Source organism: Delftia sp. PX-1 (genome assembly GCF_055797465.1).
This window is the reverse complement of the sequence record NZ_CP184763.1, coordinates 2,328,330-2,345,984: the sequence shown is the minus strand read 5'-3', so window position 1 is coordinate 2,345,984 and position 17,655 is coordinate 2,328,330. Positions and strand designations below refer to the sequence as shown.

Sequence of the window (17,655 nt, the reverse complement as noted above, 5' to 3'; positions counted from 1 at the left end):
ATGTTTTCACCACGCCATGCCCCTGTCTGCCAGATAACTGCCCGCGCCACGCCGCATCAGCGACCTGCGGCATTGCTTCCATGGCACAGTGGCGCCCCATCGACTGGACGATTCATGCTTGCCAACCACCCCGACCGCGAACAGATACGCCTGGAAAACCTGCTCAACGCCATGGGCAACCCCCTGCGCCTGGCCGTGGTGCGCGCGCTGGCCGCAGGCCATGAGCGCGCCTGCGGCTCGCTGCTTCAAGGCCAGTCCAAATCCACCATGACCCACCACTGGCGCGTGCTGCGCGACAGCGGCGTGATCTGGCAGCGCCCCGATGGCCGGGAAAACCTGCTCTCCCTGCGCCGCGAAGACCTGGATGCGCGCTTTCCCGGCCTGCTGGACGCGCTGCTGCAGGCCCTGGCCGAAGACCCGCTGACCGAACAGGCCACGGCGGCCCACCTCAAACCCTGCTCTTGAAGCCCCGCCCCTGCAACGCAGGCGGCAGCCCTGCGCCCTACCCCTTCACGGTAAGCCCCGCCGCCACGCCCTCATCCGCAAACCGCTTGGCCGCCTTGAGCAGATAGCTCACGGCATAGAGGATGGGGTCGTCGGCCTCGTCGCCATTCAGATGGTCCACCACCTCGACGGCATAGCCCAGGTCCACCGCCGTGTCGTGCAGCAGGCCCAGCAGTTCCTTGTCCTGCGGTTCCAGCGACTGCGCCTGATCGGCCTTGGCGTAGTAGATGCGCAGCAGGTCGCGGCACACGCAGTTGATGGCCGTGACCTTGTGGCTGGCGTGCAGCTCCAGCACTTCGAGGGCAGCGCCCAGGTGCAGAACGGCGTCGATGGCCAGGTCGTCGAGTTTGGGTTGAGAAACGGTGCAGATGTCTTGATCCATCGAAGCCTCCTCTGATGATTGAAGCCTGCGTCTCGGCCTCGTACCGAGCTGTGCCGGATGCAAGGCAGCAGCAGCCCAAGATCAACAAAAGAGTTAAATATAACGTGGTTTAAATTGCATCAAAAACTGACGCTCTTGCCCATGCAAAAGCGTCCTGTCAAACGCGGCCGTCCAGCCGGCGCCACTTCATTTGATGCAGACATTGCCCGGGCTTTCGGCGCGGCGGTGCGCGCCCTTCGCAACGAGCGCGGCATCTCCCAGGAATCACTGGCCAACCTCGCCGATATCGAACGCTCTCACATGGGCAAGGTGGAGCGTGGGGAGCACATGCCCACGCTGGTCATCGTGTTCAAGATTGCGCGGGGGCTGGGGTGTGGCGCGGCTGAGGTGATGGGGAGGGCGGAGGGGGTGTTGGGGGCGGGGGCTGAACCTGCGAAATCAGGAATTCAGTGATTTGCATGAAGCTTGCGATGCTGGCAAGGGTTCAGAAGTTGCCGGTCGCAGCGGACTCCCGAGGGACGGCCTAAGGCAATAGGCTGCGCCCCTCGGAGCGCTGCTTAGCGCCCAACGGAGATATCCAGGACGCCGTCTCTGAGTATCGTGACGGTCATGTCGGCGACCTCCTACGGTTAATTGTTGGGGCTCGGTAGGTACGCAGCTTGCCATGGGAAGCCTCAAAAATTTGGAGCGATAACAGCGAAATTCGGTCCAGCCAACCCTATGATTTCGATCCTTATCAGGCCTCTCAGGTATGCGCGCAAAATGCTCAAAAGCCAGCAAATCAACGACGCTCGACCTGTGGTTGCTTCGGCTCATCGTGCTCATGAACATCTTTGAGAACGTCGCGGCAGAGCCATACCCGCCCTTGGCTCCCACACATGCAGGCCTCCAGTAGCACCATTCGCAAGCTCATCGCTTCGGCCTCGAGCTTTCTACTGAGTGTTGGGCCACAGATGCCCGGCGGCTCCTCAAATTCTTCGGGCTGCCAATCTTGAGCTGGGTCACCTGTGCCAAGCTTTCGCACTTGCGCCGCCAATGTCGGATTTGGAAGCGGAGCAGCGCAGTGTTCGGCCCGAGCACTGCAACCTACTAAAAGCAATCGACTATGCTCTGTAAATTGCTTCGTTACGACTGTAGTGTCCCCATCATTCGAGCAGATGGGCACGCAGAGGCCTCGGCGTTGGCCCGAGCGAAGAGACGTGTGTTGCCAACCATCGGAGTTCAACAATGTCGAAAGACGGTAGTACGTCATTCTCCATATTAGTGAAGTCTCATTCTGTACCGCTAGGCCTACCTGGCCAAATACACGGGAGGCCTACCGTTCAGGCCGACAAAGGAGACGACACTCAACTTCAATACTCATACCAGTGCATTGCGGGCGTAGTGCTCCTATGTGGAGCGATTGCAGGCAAAAATGGCTACAACGCCATATGGATGGAGCATCACGACGACCTGCTGGCCGACTGCGGCGGGGGGCAATATGACGCGATCCAGTCCAAGACGACCCTAAATGCAGGGACCCGCTGGAAATGCACTCACGAAGGTTTTATCGACGCAGTAAGGAAACAATGCAAACTAGAGCATGAGTACGGCGACCAAATCCGTCACTACGTTCTTTTCTCGAATATCAAGCCCTACGTACCGACGGCCAACACCAAGAAGCCAGAAACGTTCGCATCCAGCCCAACGCACCTCATCGACGAGTGCAAAAAGAAGTCATCATTCACGCGATTGAATGAGCCGTACAAGACGGTGCTAAAGACGCTGAGCGATGCCGTCGGCTACGCACCTGATGTGGTGTTTCGCGTGATGCAGAAGTTATTGTTCCAGAAGGGACCACAGCTGGAGGCTTTTAGGGACCAGCTCGCAACCATAGTTTCTGAAGTACCCGAATGCGAGAACCTTCCAATGTCTCGGCTTCGCGAGGCCGGGCAGCAAGTTTACCAACGTATGCATTACGCATCTATCAAAGATGCTTCGACGCTATCGCTATTGGCGTGTCCATTAGCTCCTGACGGTCGCGAGCTCGCCTCAATAGAGGCAAAGAAGATTACAGCAGATGAGGTGAGGCAGATTTTGATGCGGCACCCAGGCGAGAACTTCCTCTACGACGCCCAAGGGCAGCTAAAGCTCGGAAAACTATCAGGACAAAAGGCAGTGCTTCGCCAGAAGATGGAGCTTGGCGGAGTGGGTGGTCAGTTCAGCAGTATTTGGCTGCAGGCAATTTCTGCGGAGAAGCATCTTATGGAGGAAATGCATTTAGACCCAAAGCGAGGTTTGCAGAAGCTCAATCAGTTAGAAGCGGTGATGATTGTAGAGTGCCAAAACGCCGAGGCTGAGTTCAGTGATGACCCAGAAGAAACTCGAGGTCCAAGAATTTTCAGGCGAATCCTTGCACGAACGGAACAGCTCAGTAGCGGCGATGGTGAACAGGTTTTCAACGTTCGGGTCGAAACACTGCGAGGTATGGCAGGACTGCTTTCTGGTAGTTGCTACTTTGCATGGGGCAAGTCTCTTCCGCTCGATTTCGGGGTAGTCGATGGCGTTTGAGCTTGTACGTGCGCTCGCCTATACAGAGCTTGATGACCACCTCCATATGGCGAGACTGCTATTGCTGCTAACAGCAATAGGGGGCAAGAACGCAAAACCGCTAGATGGAATTACGAAGCTTGCGAAGCTGGACTTCTTACTTCGCTATCCGACATGTTTAGAGCGCTCGCTAAAAGCCATCGGAGTGAACTCAGACACTGCAATCGTTCAACCTTTTGAGCGTACTACTATCGAAGCGAAGATGGTAAGATTCAGATATGGACCATGGGACCCTTTGTATCGAAGGTGGCTTGCTCTACTAGTGGCAAAGCGTTTAGTACATATATCTGCGCATGGCCGCACGGTTATCTTGCATGCTACGGATCTTGGACGGCTCGCAGCCGAAGCATTGGCACAAGATGCAGCCCTTGGAGACATGGCGCAGCGTGCGCGATTGATTGCCAACGCGTTCGGCCACCGAAGTGGCAAGGCACTCTCATTATTTTTTCAGCAGACTTTTCCTGAAATTGAAACCATGAAATGGGGAGACCCCATAGGAATATGAATCTCTATTTAAAGTCACTCCATCTAGTGTTCAGACAGTCAACCGAAACCATTGAGTTTGGCAGATTTAATTTCTATTGGGGTAAAATTGGCGCTGGCAAATCCAGTATTGCACGACTTATCGATTATTGCTTTGGCGGCAACATTGAGTGGACTTATGCATTGCAAAGTGAGTTTTTAGAAGCGGCGTTGTCCCTTGAGTTGGCCGGCAAAGATTTAACCATTCACCGCCAGAAGGGAAGCACCACGGTCATAGCGACTTGGCAAGAAGGAGAGCAAATCGAGCAAGTACTACTCCCTGCTCGCCGTCCTGATGGGGTGGTCATTGACGAATCGAAAATTCAGGTTCTCTCCGATCTATTGTTCGTTCTAGCCGAAATTCCGCCCCCAATGGTTCGTAAGGGATGAGGAAGCGACCGTCAACGGCTGGAAAGACTAAGTTTTCGCGACATTTATCACTTTTGCTATCTCGACCAAGATCACATTGATAGTGATTTTTTCAGACTAGAAGCAACTGCAGATGTTTATCGACGCGCTAAGAGCGTTGACACGATGAGACTGCTTCTTGGGTATCACCAAGACCGTGTTGCGGCGCTAGAAGCACAGATTCAGGGCCTCCATGAGCGACGCCTGGCCGCTAAGCAATCGGCTCATGCGCTCGCGACATTTTTGAAGGATGAAGGATTTGAAACCGAAATCGAGATAGATGCACGAGTTGAGGAGCTCAAGGCAGAGGCAGACCGAATTAGGGCCGACGCCCTTAAGACTCGGTCCGATGCCAATGCCCTACTGCATCAAGGACAGCACGCTGTCGATACCTTACGGAAGGAAGCGCGCGCGCTTGCACATGAAATTGCAGGCCATGAGGCTCAGCTCGATTCTGTTCACAAGCGTTTGCAGGAAACGGAGTCACTCATCAGTGAGTTGAAGATGCTGACCATCAGATACAGCCGAACCAAATCGGCAAGAGCAATATTGGCAGCCGTGGACTTTCAAGACTGTCCACGCTGCAATCAACATTTGCCGTCAAGACCCTTCAGCCATTGCGCCGTTTGCGGCCAAAAAGAATCCGATGGCACGGGCACACGCGAACATCTGGATGAGCAGGTTCTTCAAGTAGACCTTCGGGCTCGTCTCAACGAGCTGATGGAAACTCATGCAGGCTTGGACATCCAAAAAGGTCGTACAACCAGCCGCCTGGAAGATGCTATTCGGAGGAAAGCATCGGTGGACCATGGCCTAAGCCAGCGCATGCGAGAGTACGATTCAGCATACCTGTCCCGCGCTGTCGAAACCGAACGCCGCGCCACAACCGTCGAACAGAAGATCAACACATTGTTGAGGCTTCGAAAGCTGCCTGAAAAGCTCGCGACCTATCTTGAAGATGCCGATGCCTTGGCGAGAGAAGAAGCGGAACTGCAGACTCAGTTGAACGGCCTGAGAGCGGAAGCGTACAAGGACCTGAGGAGCATTGAGCAGTTAGAGACGTTGTTCCATGACTGCCTACTTCGGGCCAAGTTTCCTGGCATCACGCCCACGCATATGGTCAAGATTGACCGGAAGAGCTTCTGGCCAGAGGTTATGCAAGATGGGATTGAGGACATCGCAGTAACGTCCTTCGCCAACATGGGCAGCGGCGGGATGAAATGTATCTTCAAAGCATGCTTTGTCATCGCACTTCATCGTTTCGCAGCAACCCGCGCCACAGCACTTCCGACGCTGCTGATAATCGACTCAGCGATGAAAAATTTGAGCGAACGGGAGAACAGGGAGATATTCCAATCATTCTTCACAATGGTCTATGAACTTGCGAAGACTGAACTCGCAAAGACACAGTTCATCTTTATTGACAAAGAGTTCCCCGAGCCTCCAAATGAATCGCAGTTAAAAGTCAAGAGTCGGCATATGGCTCCGGGTGATACAGAAAATCCACCTCTTATTCCATACTTCCAGATGCCGATTTCTCCGCCATTATCAGATGGCACGGCAGACTCTTCGTCTGATGACGAAAATCCGCCCATTATCTAAAGAAAATTTATGCGAAGCATATTTACAAAGACACAAGACCAGGATTGAGCAGGTCAAAGATTTAGCTGCCGAACCGGGAGGCAACAGTAGGCTATCGTATTCATTATTGCGCTGGGGATAGGGTTCGGCACGGCGGAGGTGATGGGGACTAATGAGGAGGAGTTGCAGTCCAGGACTGAGTCTGCAGAATCAGGAGTTCGGTGATTTTCCTTAAGCTCGAAACGGATTCATCTCATCAATGCCGCATCGACTTACGAAGCAAGCAAGCGAACATTAGTAGATGGTAACAACGATAACTTGGTGCAACACATCGCCTCGGCGTTCTCAGAGCAGGCTGAAGCCGGAACCTGCGCGGAAGACCCAATTAGCTTGAACGACTATGGCAACGGCTTCAAACCAAGTTCTCTCAGGAAAGCATTGTGCTTTTCCTTCGCAGCAGTAATTGCCTTTTCAATCTCCACCAGCTGTCGGTGCGTCTCATCCAGAATAATTTCTGTCTCGTTTACCGTTGTACTGATATAGCGTGAGATATTCAGATTGAAATCGTTCTTTTCAATCTCAGCCATTTCCACCTTGCGTGAGTAGTGCACCTCTTGCTCACGAAACTGGTAGGTCTTGATTATCTTGGCGATGTGCTCTGGCTTGAGCTGGCTCTGCCGCTTGCCTTTTTCAAAATGCTCAGCGGCGTTGATGAACAACACGTCGTTCAGCTTCTTGTCCTTCTTCAGCACCAAGATGCAGGCGGGGATACCGGTGGAATAAAACAGATTGGCGGGTAGACCGATCACCGTGTCGATGTGCCCGTCCTTCAGCAACTTAGTGCGGATACGTTCTTCCACCCCCCCCCGGAACAGCACCCCGTGAGGTAGGATGATGGCCATCACGCCCTCGTCTTTGAGGTAGTGAAAGCCATGCAACAAGAAGGCGAAGTCAGCAGCGGACTTTGGTGCAAGACCGTAGCTCTTAAAGCGCACGTCGTCGGCCACCGCGTCCGTCGGTTCCCAGCGGTAGCTGAAGGGAGGGTTAGCGACGATGACGTCAAAGCTCGGCTTTTTGGCTGGGCTCTGCTCTCGCATCATGTCCCACTCATTGAGCAAAGTATCGCCGTGGAAGATTTCAAACTCCGTGTCTTTTACCCCGTGCAGAAGCATGTTCATGCGCGCGAGGTTGTAGTTAGTAAGTTTCTTTTCTTGGCCAAAGATCTTGCCAATTGTGCCGCCCGCCTTGGCAACATGCTTGCTCACATTAAGCAATAGTGAGCCTGAGCCGCAAGCAAAGTCCAACACGCTTTCCAACCGCTTCTTGACGCCTTTTCTTGGTTCTTGGCTGTCCATCGTGACGATAGCGGCAAGAATTTCGGAAATCTGCTGTGGAGTATAGAACTCGCCCGCCTTTTTTCCGGCCCCTGCAGCAAACTCTCCAATAAAATGCTCATAGGCATCAACCAGTGCGTCGCCGCTAACCGAGAAATTGGCCAGACCTTCGTCAATCTTCTGGATGAAGACGCAGAGTTTAGCATTACGATCGATATAAGTTTTTCCAATTTTTGAGGAGCTCAGATCGACCGCGGAAAATAAGCCCTTAAAAGTGCTCGCGAAAGATTTGGTTTCGATATACTCAAAGCTGGCATACAGCGTGTTGAGCAGCTCTGCATTTTTTGCGCGAGCAAGGTTCGCGATGCTACTCCAAAGGTACTCGGGCTTGATAATATAGTGCACCGTGCGGCGCATTTTCTTTTCGAACGCTTGGATGTCGTCCAAATTTCTCCTATACCACAGTACCAACGGCAAAATACATATATCACTTTCCATCTCGGAGTAACCCTCGCCCAATTCCTCCTTGGCCGCCTTCTCGTAGTTGTCAGACAGGTAGCGCAGGAACAGCAAGGAGAGAATGTAGTCGCGAAAATCGTCTATATCCATCGCGCCACGCAGTTGGTCAGCGATGCTCCAAAGGGCTTGATTGAGCTGCTTTTGGTTGAATTCGCTCATGGTATCTGCGGCAATCCCGGATTATTTACAATCATATTTGATGCAGCTACAGCCTCCAGACGAAATGAATAACGATCCAAAAAGACCTTGAGAATCTCTCGGAACATTTTCTTGTCATTAGTGGTGAGCAACTCGGATTCAAAGACGGAATATTTTGCGTGACTCCTAACATTCAAAAAACGCGAGTATAGGCTCTTTTTTGCATGCCCGTCAAAGCATGTAGATATATGTTGACGGCCAAAAAAAATAGCCGTCTTTTCAAGGATACTTCGAAGCGAGTTGAAATGATATTGCGAAATATCCCCCGATCTCGCCACCTTTCGCAGTTCATCCAAAGCCGCGACATGATGCAAAAATGGAGATTCCCCTGTATCTTCGAGAGTGTATGTCTGCGCTTCATTGAGCCGATGCAAAATATATGCTTTTTTCTTGATATTGTCTTTTCCCCCAATAGTCCGCTTACCCGTCAGCTCGTTGAACATCACGTTGAAAAACAAGCCATGGTGCGTAGAAATTACCACCTTCAACTTATTGCTTTCATTTTTCAACAATGAACCAAGCCCTGCCGCAACGGCAATTGTATTTTGCTCATCCAATGAAGAAATAGGGTCATCAATGTAAACATACTTTACCCAATCGTAAGGCGATCCCTTTTCAGCCTCAATAGTGAGCTGGAGAATGGCCAAAAAGAAGCACCAGATAAAAATATTCTCCTCACCTCGAGAAATTTTTATATCCTCAAGCCGTTTTCTATTTCCTGCCACGACCACATTACGATTGAAGCGAATCTCTGCTTCAGAGTAATTGATCCGAAAATCAAAATCAGCATATTGATGAAGAATCGGTCGAATTAGGTCTTCGATACCTATCCCATCAAGGCCATCAAAGAAACGAGACTCTGCCTTAAATTTGATTTTTCGATCTCTATCCTCATGAAGATCGTTATCCCAATCAAACAGATCTTCAGTGAACGCATTGAAATACAGCGTATCTCGCCTATCTTCCCTCTTACCGAGATCTTTAAATTGCATCGAAAGGCGTGTTTTCCCCACACCATTGTGCGCAAATATCAGAATAAAATCATTTCCTGAAACTGGCGTGGTGCCCTTTCTATTGGCAGTTTTCTTGCGCTTACTTACTCCCTTCAAATCCCTGCGAAGCTTTTTTGTCAAGGACTCCAGCGACCTAAATTTCGCAATGCTTGTTGCTTTACTCATAACTTAATTACATCAAGAGATGGGAATATCTGCCGCATCAAACCTTCCTTATGGATCTTGAGGGCATCAACCTTCTTAATTTCAGCAGCGATAGAATCTTCGAGGCTTGCGAGACACCCGACTATCTTTTTCTGCTCTGCTATAGTCGGAAATGTGCTTATCCATTTTTCAACCCCACCTTTATTGATGCGCATGACGCCAAGACCACTTGTAGTCTTAGCTCTCATATTTTCTGTTTCTTTTTCAAGGGTATTGAAAATAAATTGCTTATCGATTCCAAATTCCTCAATAACTTTACAAATTTGATAGTGATAGATAGATTTTTTTCCGTGCCAAATGCGAGGACCAAAGGGCATGGACAACGCATAAAGGAGATCGCCACTCTCACAATACTTATCATCATCCAACTCAAGGTTTGAGTAATACCATATGTCGCTGCCAGAAAAATTTCCGACGCGAAGAACTGGGTATTTTCCAGATTCAAGAAGTTCTTCTTGTTTATAGGCTCGACCACTATAAAATTTAGCAGCCTCACCTAATTTCATCTTCCTCCATTCCCCGGCGCTTTGGAATTCCGAAAACCTTAGACTGGGCTTGTCTTTGCTTTCTCTGGGAAAAATCTCCGATACAAGACCTTTTTTGAAGTTCCTGAGAGCAGAAATTTTACGCAATTGTGCAACAATGATAGCATCAATAGAGCCAAGGCAATCGGCAATGCTTTTTTGCTCAGAGAGGCTTGGATAAGGAATAGGAATTCTATCCAGCATTGCCTTTTTCAACTTCGGCTGCGCTACTCCTGAAATGAAGTCATCGAGTTTGATCGAGTTCAGATATAGTTCGACGAACCTCAGGGTGCAATCATTTTCAAACCCCAACACATGGGCATGGTTACTCACCCAAGCTTTCCCCTTAATTGCAAATGCAATAGGATAATTTCTTGTAACCAAGTTGGGGCTATCCTCCGAAACACAGAGAAGGTCTTCATCAAATATAAAGCCTTTCACATAATCGACTATACCAGAAGCTCCATAATATGGAATATCACCAGGTATTCGGTCGCTTGACTTAATAGAAATACGCCGATTATCTAGATTCACCGCAATTTGACCAAGTTGCTTTACTTCCCAATTTCGCGAAAATTTAGAGCCAGAAAACCGCAACTTCGGCGCCAGCGCAAGCTTTACATCGTCCTTAGTCGCAGCAGTTTTGTTTTTACTACTCATACATGCTGAGTCTGAAAGTGTGGTGACCACCAGCGTGGAGGGGGCGAAGGTCTTCCATCTGGGCGAGTTCGACTGGGGTTGGAGGCCTTACAGCCAAAGTCGAGAGGAGGCATGAGATCATGAAGCTATTTACCACCGAAGATCATACGGCCGAGGATCTCTATTCACAAAGCTCTGAAGTAAGGCGTGGTTGAGACCGAGCTTCGCAGCGAAGTTGGCAAGTCCGTTGGCGCTGCTCTCTGCCGAATCAGGGACAGTCCAGTAGGCACTGGCAGGTGACCGTGCGAGTGGCAGCAACGGGCTGTGAATTCAACCGGTCTATGCATCACCATTCCCCCACACACTCCCTCCACACCCCCACCCCATAATCCCGCCCGCAACCCCCAGCCCTCCCCCGGCCCTTCTTGCAGGCACAAGACATGACTTCACTGACCGAGCTGTGGCAGGCAGCCATCACCTGGCTCGCCACCCACGCCGTAACCCCCACCGTTCACTGGCTGGACATCGCCCAGGCGGCCGGCGACCCGCGTGAGATTGCCGAGGCGGTGCTGATTGCCGGGCTGCAGTTGTTCCTGATCGCGGGCGTGATGCGGCCGCTGGAGAGCCTGTTTCCGGCCGAGCGCTGGAGCGACCGGCGGCTGACTACGGTGGACCGCAACTACACGCTGCTGATGCTGCTGGGGCTGTTTCCGCTGTTCAGTTTTCTGGTGCTGATGCCGTTTGCCAGCATGCTGGGCGGTGGGCCTGCGGCCGAGGAGGCCACGGGGCTCAAGCACTGGGTGCCGTGGTTTGCGGACCATCCGGTGGCGCTGTTCCTGGTGTACTACGTGGTCTACGACCTGGTGTATTACTGGATGCACCGCGCCCAGCATGTGATTCCCTGGTGGTGGGCCATGCACAGCATGCACCACAGCCAGCGCCAGATGAGCTGCTGGAGCAATGACCGCAGCCATTACCTGGACGGCATGCTGCAGTCCTTCATCCTGGCCACGGTGGGGCTGGCGATGGGGGTGGAGCCTTCGGAGTTTGCGTTGCTGGGACTGCTCAGCGAGCTGGTGCAGAACTTCTCGCACGCCAATGTGCGGCTGCGCCTGGGCTGGCTGGGCCGTGTGGGCGAGCGGGTGCTGGTGGGCCCGCTGTTCCACCGCCACCACCACATGCTGCGCGACCCGGATCGGCCCACGCGCCACAACTGCAATTTTGGGCAGGTGCTGCCCTGGTGGGACATGCTGTTTGGCACCGCGCTGTACACCGACGAGCCCGTGCGCCCCACGGGCGTGAGCGACCCCGAGGTGGATGCCGACAACGAGCGCGGCCTGGTGGCCATGCAGTGGCATACGCTGAAGCGGTTCTGGGGGGCGTTTCGCCGGCGCGAGGGCTGGCGGCTGGGCGATGTGTCCTTCGGGCCCGGTTACCGGCCCATTCATGACGACGATGGGGCCCAGCCCCATCCTGCGGCAGGGGCGGCTGCGGTGACTGGGGCGGCCGGGGTTGCGCCTACGGCTCCAGGTTCGGCCGCATCAGCGCCTCGAACCAGTCGATGAAAACCGCCAGCCGGCGCGAGCGCTGGCGGCGGTGCGGGTACAGCAGCGCCACGGGCATGGGCGCTGCGCGGTGGGCGGGCAGCACTTCCACCAGCTCGCCCGTGTCCAGCAGGTGCTGCACGTCATAGCGCGGAATCTGGATGAGCCCCAGGCCGGCGCGGCAGCAGGCGATATAGCTTTCTGCATTGTTGGTCACCACGCGGCTGGGCACGGCCAGGGTCTGCGGCCCGTCCTCCCCATCTACCCCATCCACATTGCTCGTCCCACTCCATTCCCAGGGCAGTTCCCGCCCCGTGCGCGGCGAGGCATAGCCCACGCTCCAGTGGCCGTGCAGCAGGTCCTGCGGCTGCTCGGGCAGGCCGTGCTCGCGCAGGTAGGCGGGGCTGGCGCAGTTGATGAGGGCAATGCAGCCCAGCGGGCGCACGACCAGGCTGCTGTCATGCAGCGTGCCCACGCGCACGGCGCAGTCCACGCCTTCCTGCACCAGGTCGATGGCGCGGTCTGACGAGCCCAGCACCAGTTGCAGCCCCGGGTGCCGGCGCATGAGCCCCGGCAGCGCAGGCGCCAGCAGGCGGCGCGCGATGCGGCTGGGCACGTCCACATGCAGCCGGCCCGTGGCCTGGCGCGTGCGGGCCTGGAACATCTGCTCCACGTCCTCGGCCTCTGACAGCAGCGGGCGCACACGCTCCAGCAACTGGGCGCCATCGGCCGTCAGGCTCACCTGGCGCGTGGTGCGGTGCAGGAGCCTTGCGCCCACCTGCTCTTCCAGCTGCTGCACGGCGGCGGAGACCGTGGCGCGCGGCAGGTCCAGGGCGTGGGCGGCCTTGATGAAGCTGCCCATCTCGGCCACCTGCATGAAGATCCGGTATCGGTCGAGTCGGTCCATGGGACGCAGCATAGTCCGTGCAGCGGTCCTTCCACTTGGCCTACTTGGTGGTGTAGCCGCCGTTGATCAGGATGGTCTGCCCGGTGATCCACCAGCCGTCGCTGACCAGGTGGCGGATGAAGGGCACCACGTCTTCGATATGCGTCAGCCCCGAAGGCGAGAACGGCGACAGCGCCGCCGCGCTCTTGTGATAGGCCACGGCGTCCGCGCCTTCCTGTCCGTAGAAGAACGGCGTGTCCATCGGCCCCGGCCCCACGGCCGTGACCGAGATGCCCCGCGCCCCGAACTCCTTGGCCGCCGCCCGCGTGAAATGCTCCACCGGCGCCTTGGTGCCCGCGTAGGAGGAATAGAACGGCGTGAACGCGCCCAGCAGCGAGGTCACCAGGGTCACGATCTTGCCGTGGTCGTTGACATGGCGCCCTGCCTCCTTGAGGAAGAAAAACGCCGACTTGCCGTTGACGGCAGCCATCTCGTCGTACTCCGCCTCGGTGATCTCCATCAGCGGCTTCTTGAGCACCTTGCCCACCGTGTTGATGGCAATGTCCGGCCGGCCCACGGCGTCCACGGCCTCTGCAAAAAGCCGCTCCACAGCGCCAGCACGGGTGAGGTCGCCCTGCAGCGCCACGGCCTCTGCGCCCAGCGCACGCACTGCGGCCACCGTGGTCTCAGCCTCGGCCCGTGAAGACTCGCTGTTGTAGTGCACCACCACGGCCCGCGCGCCGTGCCCCGCCAGATCACGGGCAATCAGCCCGCCCAGATTCTTGCCGCCGCCTGCAATCAGCGCCACCTTGCCGCGAATGGAATGGTCTGCCATGGAAACGCTCCTTGTGCTTGGATGAAGCACCCAGCTTAGGCAGCCCGCCCCCCGCGATAAACCCGCGCAGCCGGGATGGATCATCCAGAAAACCAGAACAATCAGCCGCGCCAGCGCCCCCTGCCCCGGCAGTCCGCTCCGCTCCCCCTCCCGTATGCCCGCGCCTGCGTCGGGCCGCCTGCGGGGTTGCAGTCCTGCCGCAGGACAGGACTGCTTCGTCATCTGACTCGCCGTGATTGTCTGAACGTAGCGCGCAGCGCGAAGTGAGTTTCACGGCGAACCCCGCAGGCGGCCCGACGCAGGTTGCCCCGCAGCGCAGCGAAGGGGTCGCGGGCATTCGGGTCGCCTTTGCTTTGCCTACTTTCCTTTGGCGAAACAAAGGAAAGTAGGTCGGCCGCCGGGCCGAGACCCGGCCTCGAAAAAACACCACCCGGCAGGGTCAAAAAGCCAAACCCGCGTCACGCCAGACGAACAAGACAAGCCTCACGACAAGGTCCGCTCGTACATATACCTCCGCGACCAAGCCAACGAAGCAGCCCCCTGCCCCGCCCTCCGACAAACAACCTGAAAAATAGACACATCGTCATGCTCAAACGCATAAGCACACCCCGCCAGATACACCCTCCAAATCCGAAACCTCTCCTCATCCACCAACGCCCGAATCTCCGGCACACAAGCCTCAAACCGCTCCAGCCACAACTGCAACGTGCGCACGTAATGACGCCGCAACCCCTCCACATCCAGCACCTCCAGCCCCCCACGCTGCATGGCCTCCAGCGCCAGACTCAGGTGCGGCAGCTCGCCATCAGGAAACACATAGCGGTCAATGAACGCGCCGCCACCCAGGGCCGTGGCGCCCACGTCGGCATCGGTGGAGGTGATGCCGTGGTTCAGCGCCAGCCCGTCGTCGGCCAGCAGCTCGCGCATGTGCGCAAAGTACATGGGCAGGTTGCGGCGGCCCACATGCTCGAACATGCCGACGCTGGTGATGCGGTCAAAGCGCCCCTGCACGTCGCGGTAGTCCTGCAGGCGGATCTCGATGCGGTCGGCCAGGCCTGCGGCGCGCACGCGCTCGGTGGCCGCTTCGAACTGGTTGCGCGACAGGGTCACGCCCACGCAGTGCGCGCCAAAGTGCTGGGCCGCGCGCAGCACCAGGGCGCCCCAGCCGCAGCCGATGTCCAGCAGCCGCTGGCCGGGCTGCAGGCGGATCTTGGTGAGGATGTGGTCCAGCTTCTTGCGCTGGGCGGTGGCCAGGTCCTCGTCGCCGTTCTCGAAGTAGGCGCAGGAATAGACCATGCCCTCGTCCAGCCAGAGGCGGTAGAAGTCGTCGGACACGTCGTAGTGGTACTGGATGGATTCGCGGTCCGTGCTGCGGCTGTGCCGAAAGCGCCTTGCCGCGCGCGCCGCAAGCGCCAGCCGCCCCGGCCCCTTGCCCGCGCCCTGGGTCTTGGACATGCGGCGCGCCAGCGCATAGCCGAAGTCGATGATGTCGGGCAGGCGCCCGTCGATGTCGATCTGGCCCTTCACATAGGCCTGGCCCAGGTGGTCCAGGCTGGGGTCCAGCAGCAGCGGCAGGGCCGAGGCGCTGCGCACGGTGAGCGTGACGCGCGGCTGCTCGAAGCGGCCGAAGTCGAACTGCTCGCCATTCCACAGCACCAGCCGCGCCGGCAGATCGGCCCGCGCACGCACAGCCTCGGCCCAGCGCCTGAGCTTCTTGTCCCAGAACATCGTGCATCTCCCCGGGGCTGGCTGCGCCCCCCTTTTGACATGACCCGCATGAACCGCATGAACCGCATGCAAAGCAAATGACGAGTCTTGCCGGTTCATGTGACGGCAAGACGTCAGCACGGCAGCCCGCGCCGGTAGCGGATCGATACAGACCCGATGGCGCCCACACCCCGCCAGCGGCCCGGCTTGGGGCACACTGGCCGGCGTTCCAACTGCCCCGGCGCGACGGCGCCTGCGACAGACCCATGCAAGCCCATGACCTGAGCATCGAACACTGCATCGAGCACCGCAACGAACAACGCAGCACCGGCGGCTATGGCCTGCCGGATTTCAGGAACCTGCCATCGAACTGGAGCCAGTGACGCCATGGCCATGACCCATACCCAGGCGCTGTCCAAGCTGGCAGCCGATACCCTGGTGCAGACCCTGGAGGAAGACGTGGCGCGCGTGATGGCGCGCACGTTTGCGCTGGGCCGGCACGATGCCGCTATCGCGGCCAACTACGGCGGCCATGCCCTGCCGCCCCTGCTGCGGCGCTGGAGCTGCGTGCTGCACGCAGGCGACGCCAAGGCAACGGCGCTGTACCGGCACAAGACGGCGCTGGCCCTGGCCATCGTGCTGCACAGGAACGGCCTGGCCGACGCGGGCCTGAACGCGGCCGCGCGCACGGCCATCGATGTGCTCAATGCCGAGGTGGCGCTCAGCGATGACTTCTTTCGCAAGTCGGCGCAGATCCGCCAGGACTTCCTGGACACGCCGCCCGCACCGCCCAAACGCTCGCCGGGCCTGCCCGACAGCCTGACCTTCTACCGAGCGGCCGACGTGGTGGCCATGGAGCTGGACGGGCGCTTCCACGCCCTGTACGTGCACGGCTGCGCCCGGACCAACCAGAGCCCCATCGTCGAGTTCTACGACGCGGTGTTCGACCACGTGCCGCAGATGGCGGAGCTGGCCGACGTGCGCGCCCGGGGCCGGCGCTACAACGATGGCGTGGGGCGGGTGGCGCGGTTTTCCATATCGGGCCTGAAGTTCCTGCCCGACCCGGCCGGGCAGTTCACCCTGGTCAAGGCCTGCGTTGAGACGCCGCCGGACCCGGGCCATCTGCAAAAGGGCGACTGGCTCTACACGGTGTCCGACATCTTCGAGCTGCAGTCCGAGGTGGACTCCATGTTCGGCCCCGGCGGCAAGCCCTGAGCCTTGAGCCTTGAGCTTTGAGTCCTGGCAGCGGCCTGTTCTTGCCTGTTTTCAAGAGGAAATTCATGACGCATCCCCGGCCTTCCACTCTGCCCTCCCGCATGGCATTGCCGGCCGTGCTGGCACTGGCTGCCACGCTGGCCCTTGCGGGCTGCAACCAGCGGCATGACACGGCAGCCCTGGAATCTGCGCCCGCCCCCGCGCCCATGGCGGGCGGCGCCGGCATGAAGCAAGGCCGCGCCGCCACCGTGCAGGCCGAGGATGCGGCAGCAGCCGCACCAGAGACATCGGCGCAGGACGAGATGGCCCAGCGCTTCCTGGCCGTGCGCCAGGAGCTGAACGTGGAAGTGCCGCAGGCGCAGCTGGCCGATGCCTGGGGCCAGGTGCGCGACCTGTGCGCCACGCTGCGCTGCGAGCTGTTGTCGGCATCGCTGCTGCGCGAGACGCCCCAGCAGCCCGGCAACGCCATGCTGGAGATGCGCGTGGCGCCGGCCGATGTGCAGCGGCTGCTGGGCACGCTGGCCGGCGTGGCCACCATCGTGTCGCAGAACACCATCAGCGAGGACAAGACGGCAGAGGTGATCGACGTGGAGGCGCGCATCAGGAACCGTACCGAATTCCGCGACAGCCTGCGCCTGATGCTGCGCGACACCACGACCAAGCGCACCATGTCCGACCTGCTGGAGATACAGCGCACGCTGTCGGACACGCAGGCCGAGCTGGACGCCATGGCCGCCCAGCGCAAGGTGCTGGAGCAGCAGACCAGCAAGCAGCACATACAGATCCAGTTCACGCCCACCCGCGCCCTGGTGCAGGGCGGCACCAGCTACAGCCCCATAGGCCGCGCGCTGCGCGATGCCGGCCATGTGCTGGGCGAGAGCATGGCAGCCCTGATCACCTTCGTGGCGGCCGTGCTGCCCTGGCTGGTGCTGGTGGTGCTGCCGCTGGGCTGGGTGCTGCGCGCGCTGTGGCGGCGCAGGCGCGCCAGGAAGGCCTGAGCGGCACGGCAGGATCAGGAAGTACGGCGGCACGGCCGTGCTCCAATCAAGCC

At 57.5% G+C, this 17,655-nt stretch carries 16 protein-coding genes; 9 read left to right on the top strand and 7 right to left on the bottom strand.

Translation table 11 applies throughout. The features are described 5' to 3' along the window. The first annotated feature begins 114 nt into the window (after window positions 1-114). Complete coding sequence (locus ACN20X_RS10845) at window positions 115-465, top strand: ArsR/SmtB family transcription factor (protein WP_473210587.1); 351 nt, start codon at window positions 115-117, stop codon at window positions 463-465. 37 nt (window positions 466-502) lie between these two features. Here ACN20X_RS10845 and ACN20X_RS10840 read toward each other — a convergent pair whose 3' ends face one another. Next, on the bottom strand, window positions 503-886 hold the full coding sequence (locus ACN20X_RS10840; protein WP_473210586.1) for a hypothetical protein: 384 nt from the start codon (window positions 884-886) through the stop codon (window positions 503-505). A gap of 141 nt (window positions 887-1,027) precedes the next feature. Here ACN20X_RS10840 and ACN20X_RS10835 point away from each other — a divergent pair, with 141 nt between their 5' ends. The 5 genes from ACN20X_RS10835 (at window position 1,028) to ACN20X_RS10815 (ending at window position 6,007) form a co-directional block, all read left to right on the top strand. Continuing rightward, entirely contained in the window at window positions 1,028-1,339 is a 312-nt protein-coding gene (locus ACN20X_RS10835; RefSeq protein ID WP_473210585.1) for a helix-turn-helix domain-containing protein, read from the top strand. A gap of 981 nt (window positions 1,340-2,320) precedes the next feature. Next, window positions 2,321-3,436 carry a hypothetical protein gene (locus tag ACN20X_RS10830; RefSeq protein WP_473210584.1) on the top strand — a complete coding sequence of 372 codons (1,116 nt, stop codon included), beginning with the start codon at window positions 2,321-2,323 and terminating at the stop codon, window positions 3,434-3,436. Beyond that, complete coding sequence (locus ACN20X_RS10825) at window positions 3,426-3,980, top strand: hypothetical protein (RefSeq protein ID WP_473210583.1); 555 nt, start codon at window positions 3,426-3,428, stop codon at window positions 3,978-3,980. Before ACN20X_RS10830 ends, ACN20X_RS10825 begins: the two co-directional genes overlap by 11 nt. Then, window positions 3,977-4,387 carry a hypothetical protein gene (locus ACN20X_RS10820; protein ID WP_473210582.1) on the top strand — a complete coding sequence of 137 codons (411 nt, stop codon included), beginning with the start codon at window positions 3,977-3,979 and terminating at the stop codon, window positions 4,385-4,387. Before ACN20X_RS10825 ends, ACN20X_RS10820 begins: the two co-directional genes overlap by 4 nt. 144 nt (window positions 4,388-4,531) lie before the next feature. Continuing rightward, window positions 4,532-6,007: a hypothetical protein gene (locus tag ACN20X_RS10815; protein WP_473210581.1), complete on the top strand. Its 1,476-nt coding sequence runs from the start codon at window positions 4,532-4,534 to the stop codon at window positions 6,005-6,007. 377 nt (window positions 6,008-6,384) lie between these two features. Here ACN20X_RS10815 and ACN20X_RS10810 read toward each other — a convergent pair whose 3' ends face one another. From ACN20X_RS10810 to ACN20X_RS10800, 3 genes are read right to left on the bottom strand one after another with little or no spacing between them, the layout of a single operon-like run. Continuing rightward, window positions 6,385-7,998 carry a type I restriction-modification system subunit M gene (locus tag ACN20X_RS10810; protein ID WP_445609542.1) on the bottom strand — a complete coding sequence of 538 codons (1,614 nt, stop codon included), beginning with the start codon at window positions 7,996-7,998 and terminating at the stop codon, window positions 6,385-6,387. Continuing rightward, the gene (locus ACN20X_RS10805; protein ID WP_473210580.1) at window positions 7,995-9,215 is read right to left on the bottom strand and encodes an AAA family ATPase; all 1,221 of its coding nucleotides are present in this window, start codon (window positions 9,213-9,215) and stop codon (window positions 7,995-7,997) included. Before ACN20X_RS10805 ends, ACN20X_RS10810 begins: the two co-directional genes overlap by 4 nt. Then, window positions 9,212-10,438, bottom strand: a complete 1,227-nt coding sequence (locus ACN20X_RS10800; RefSeq protein ID WP_473210579.1) for a restriction endonuclease subunit S — start codon at window positions 10,436-10,438, stop codon at window positions 9,212-9,214. The genes ACN20X_RS10805 and ACN20X_RS10800 overlap by 4 nt, the downstream gene beginning before the upstream one ends. Window positions 10,439-10,857: 419 nt before the next feature. Here ACN20X_RS10800 and ACN20X_RS10795 point away from each other — a divergent pair, with 419 nt between their 5' ends. Further along, window positions 10,858-11,982: a sterol desaturase family protein gene (locus ACN20X_RS10795; protein WP_047325819.1), complete on the top strand. Its 1,125-nt coding sequence runs from the start codon at window positions 10,858-10,860 to the stop codon at window positions 11,980-11,982. Here the strand turns inward: ACN20X_RS10795 and ACN20X_RS10790 are convergent. From ACN20X_RS10790 to ACN20X_RS10780, 3 genes are all read right to left on the bottom strand, one after another. After that, window positions 11,936-12,868 (bottom strand): LysR family transcriptional regulator, encoded by a 933-nt coding sequence (locus ACN20X_RS10790; protein ID WP_473210578.1) that lies wholly within the window; start codon window positions 12,866-12,868, stop codon window positions 11,936-11,938. The genes ACN20X_RS10795 and ACN20X_RS10790 overlap by 47 nt on opposite strands. 40 nt (window positions 12,869-12,908) lie before the next feature. Further along, window positions 12,909-13,682, bottom strand: coding sequence for an SDR family oxidoreductase (locus ACN20X_RS10785; protein ID WP_047219355.1), 774 nt, complete (start codon window positions 13,680-13,682; stop codon window positions 12,909-12,911). A gap of 483 nt (window positions 13,683-14,165) precedes the next feature. After that, the gene (locus tag ACN20X_RS10780) at window positions 14,166-15,410 is read right to left on the bottom strand and encodes an SAM-dependent methyltransferase (protein ID WP_047474133.1); all 1,245 of its coding nucleotides are present in this window, start codon (window positions 15,408-15,410) and stop codon (window positions 14,166-14,168) included. A gap of 366 nt (window positions 15,411-15,776) precedes the next feature. On the opposite strand from ACN20X_RS10780, the gene ACN20X_RS10775 reads away from it, so the two are divergent. Together ACN20X_RS10775 and ACN20X_RS10770 are read left to right on the top strand one after the other, a co-directional pair. Continuing rightward, window positions 15,777-16,604 (top strand): hypothetical protein, encoded by an 828-nt coding sequence (locus tag ACN20X_RS10775; protein ID WP_473210577.1) that lies wholly within the window; start codon window positions 15,777-15,779, stop codon window positions 16,602-16,604. A 65-nt stretch (window positions 16,605-16,669) separates the two neighbouring features. Continuing rightward, a complete protein-coding gene (locus tag ACN20X_RS10770; protein ID WP_016454707.1) occupies window positions 16,670-17,602 on the top strand; it encodes a DUF4349 domain-containing protein in 933 nt (310 codons plus the stop codon). Window positions 17,603-17,655: the final 53 nt, after the last annotated feature.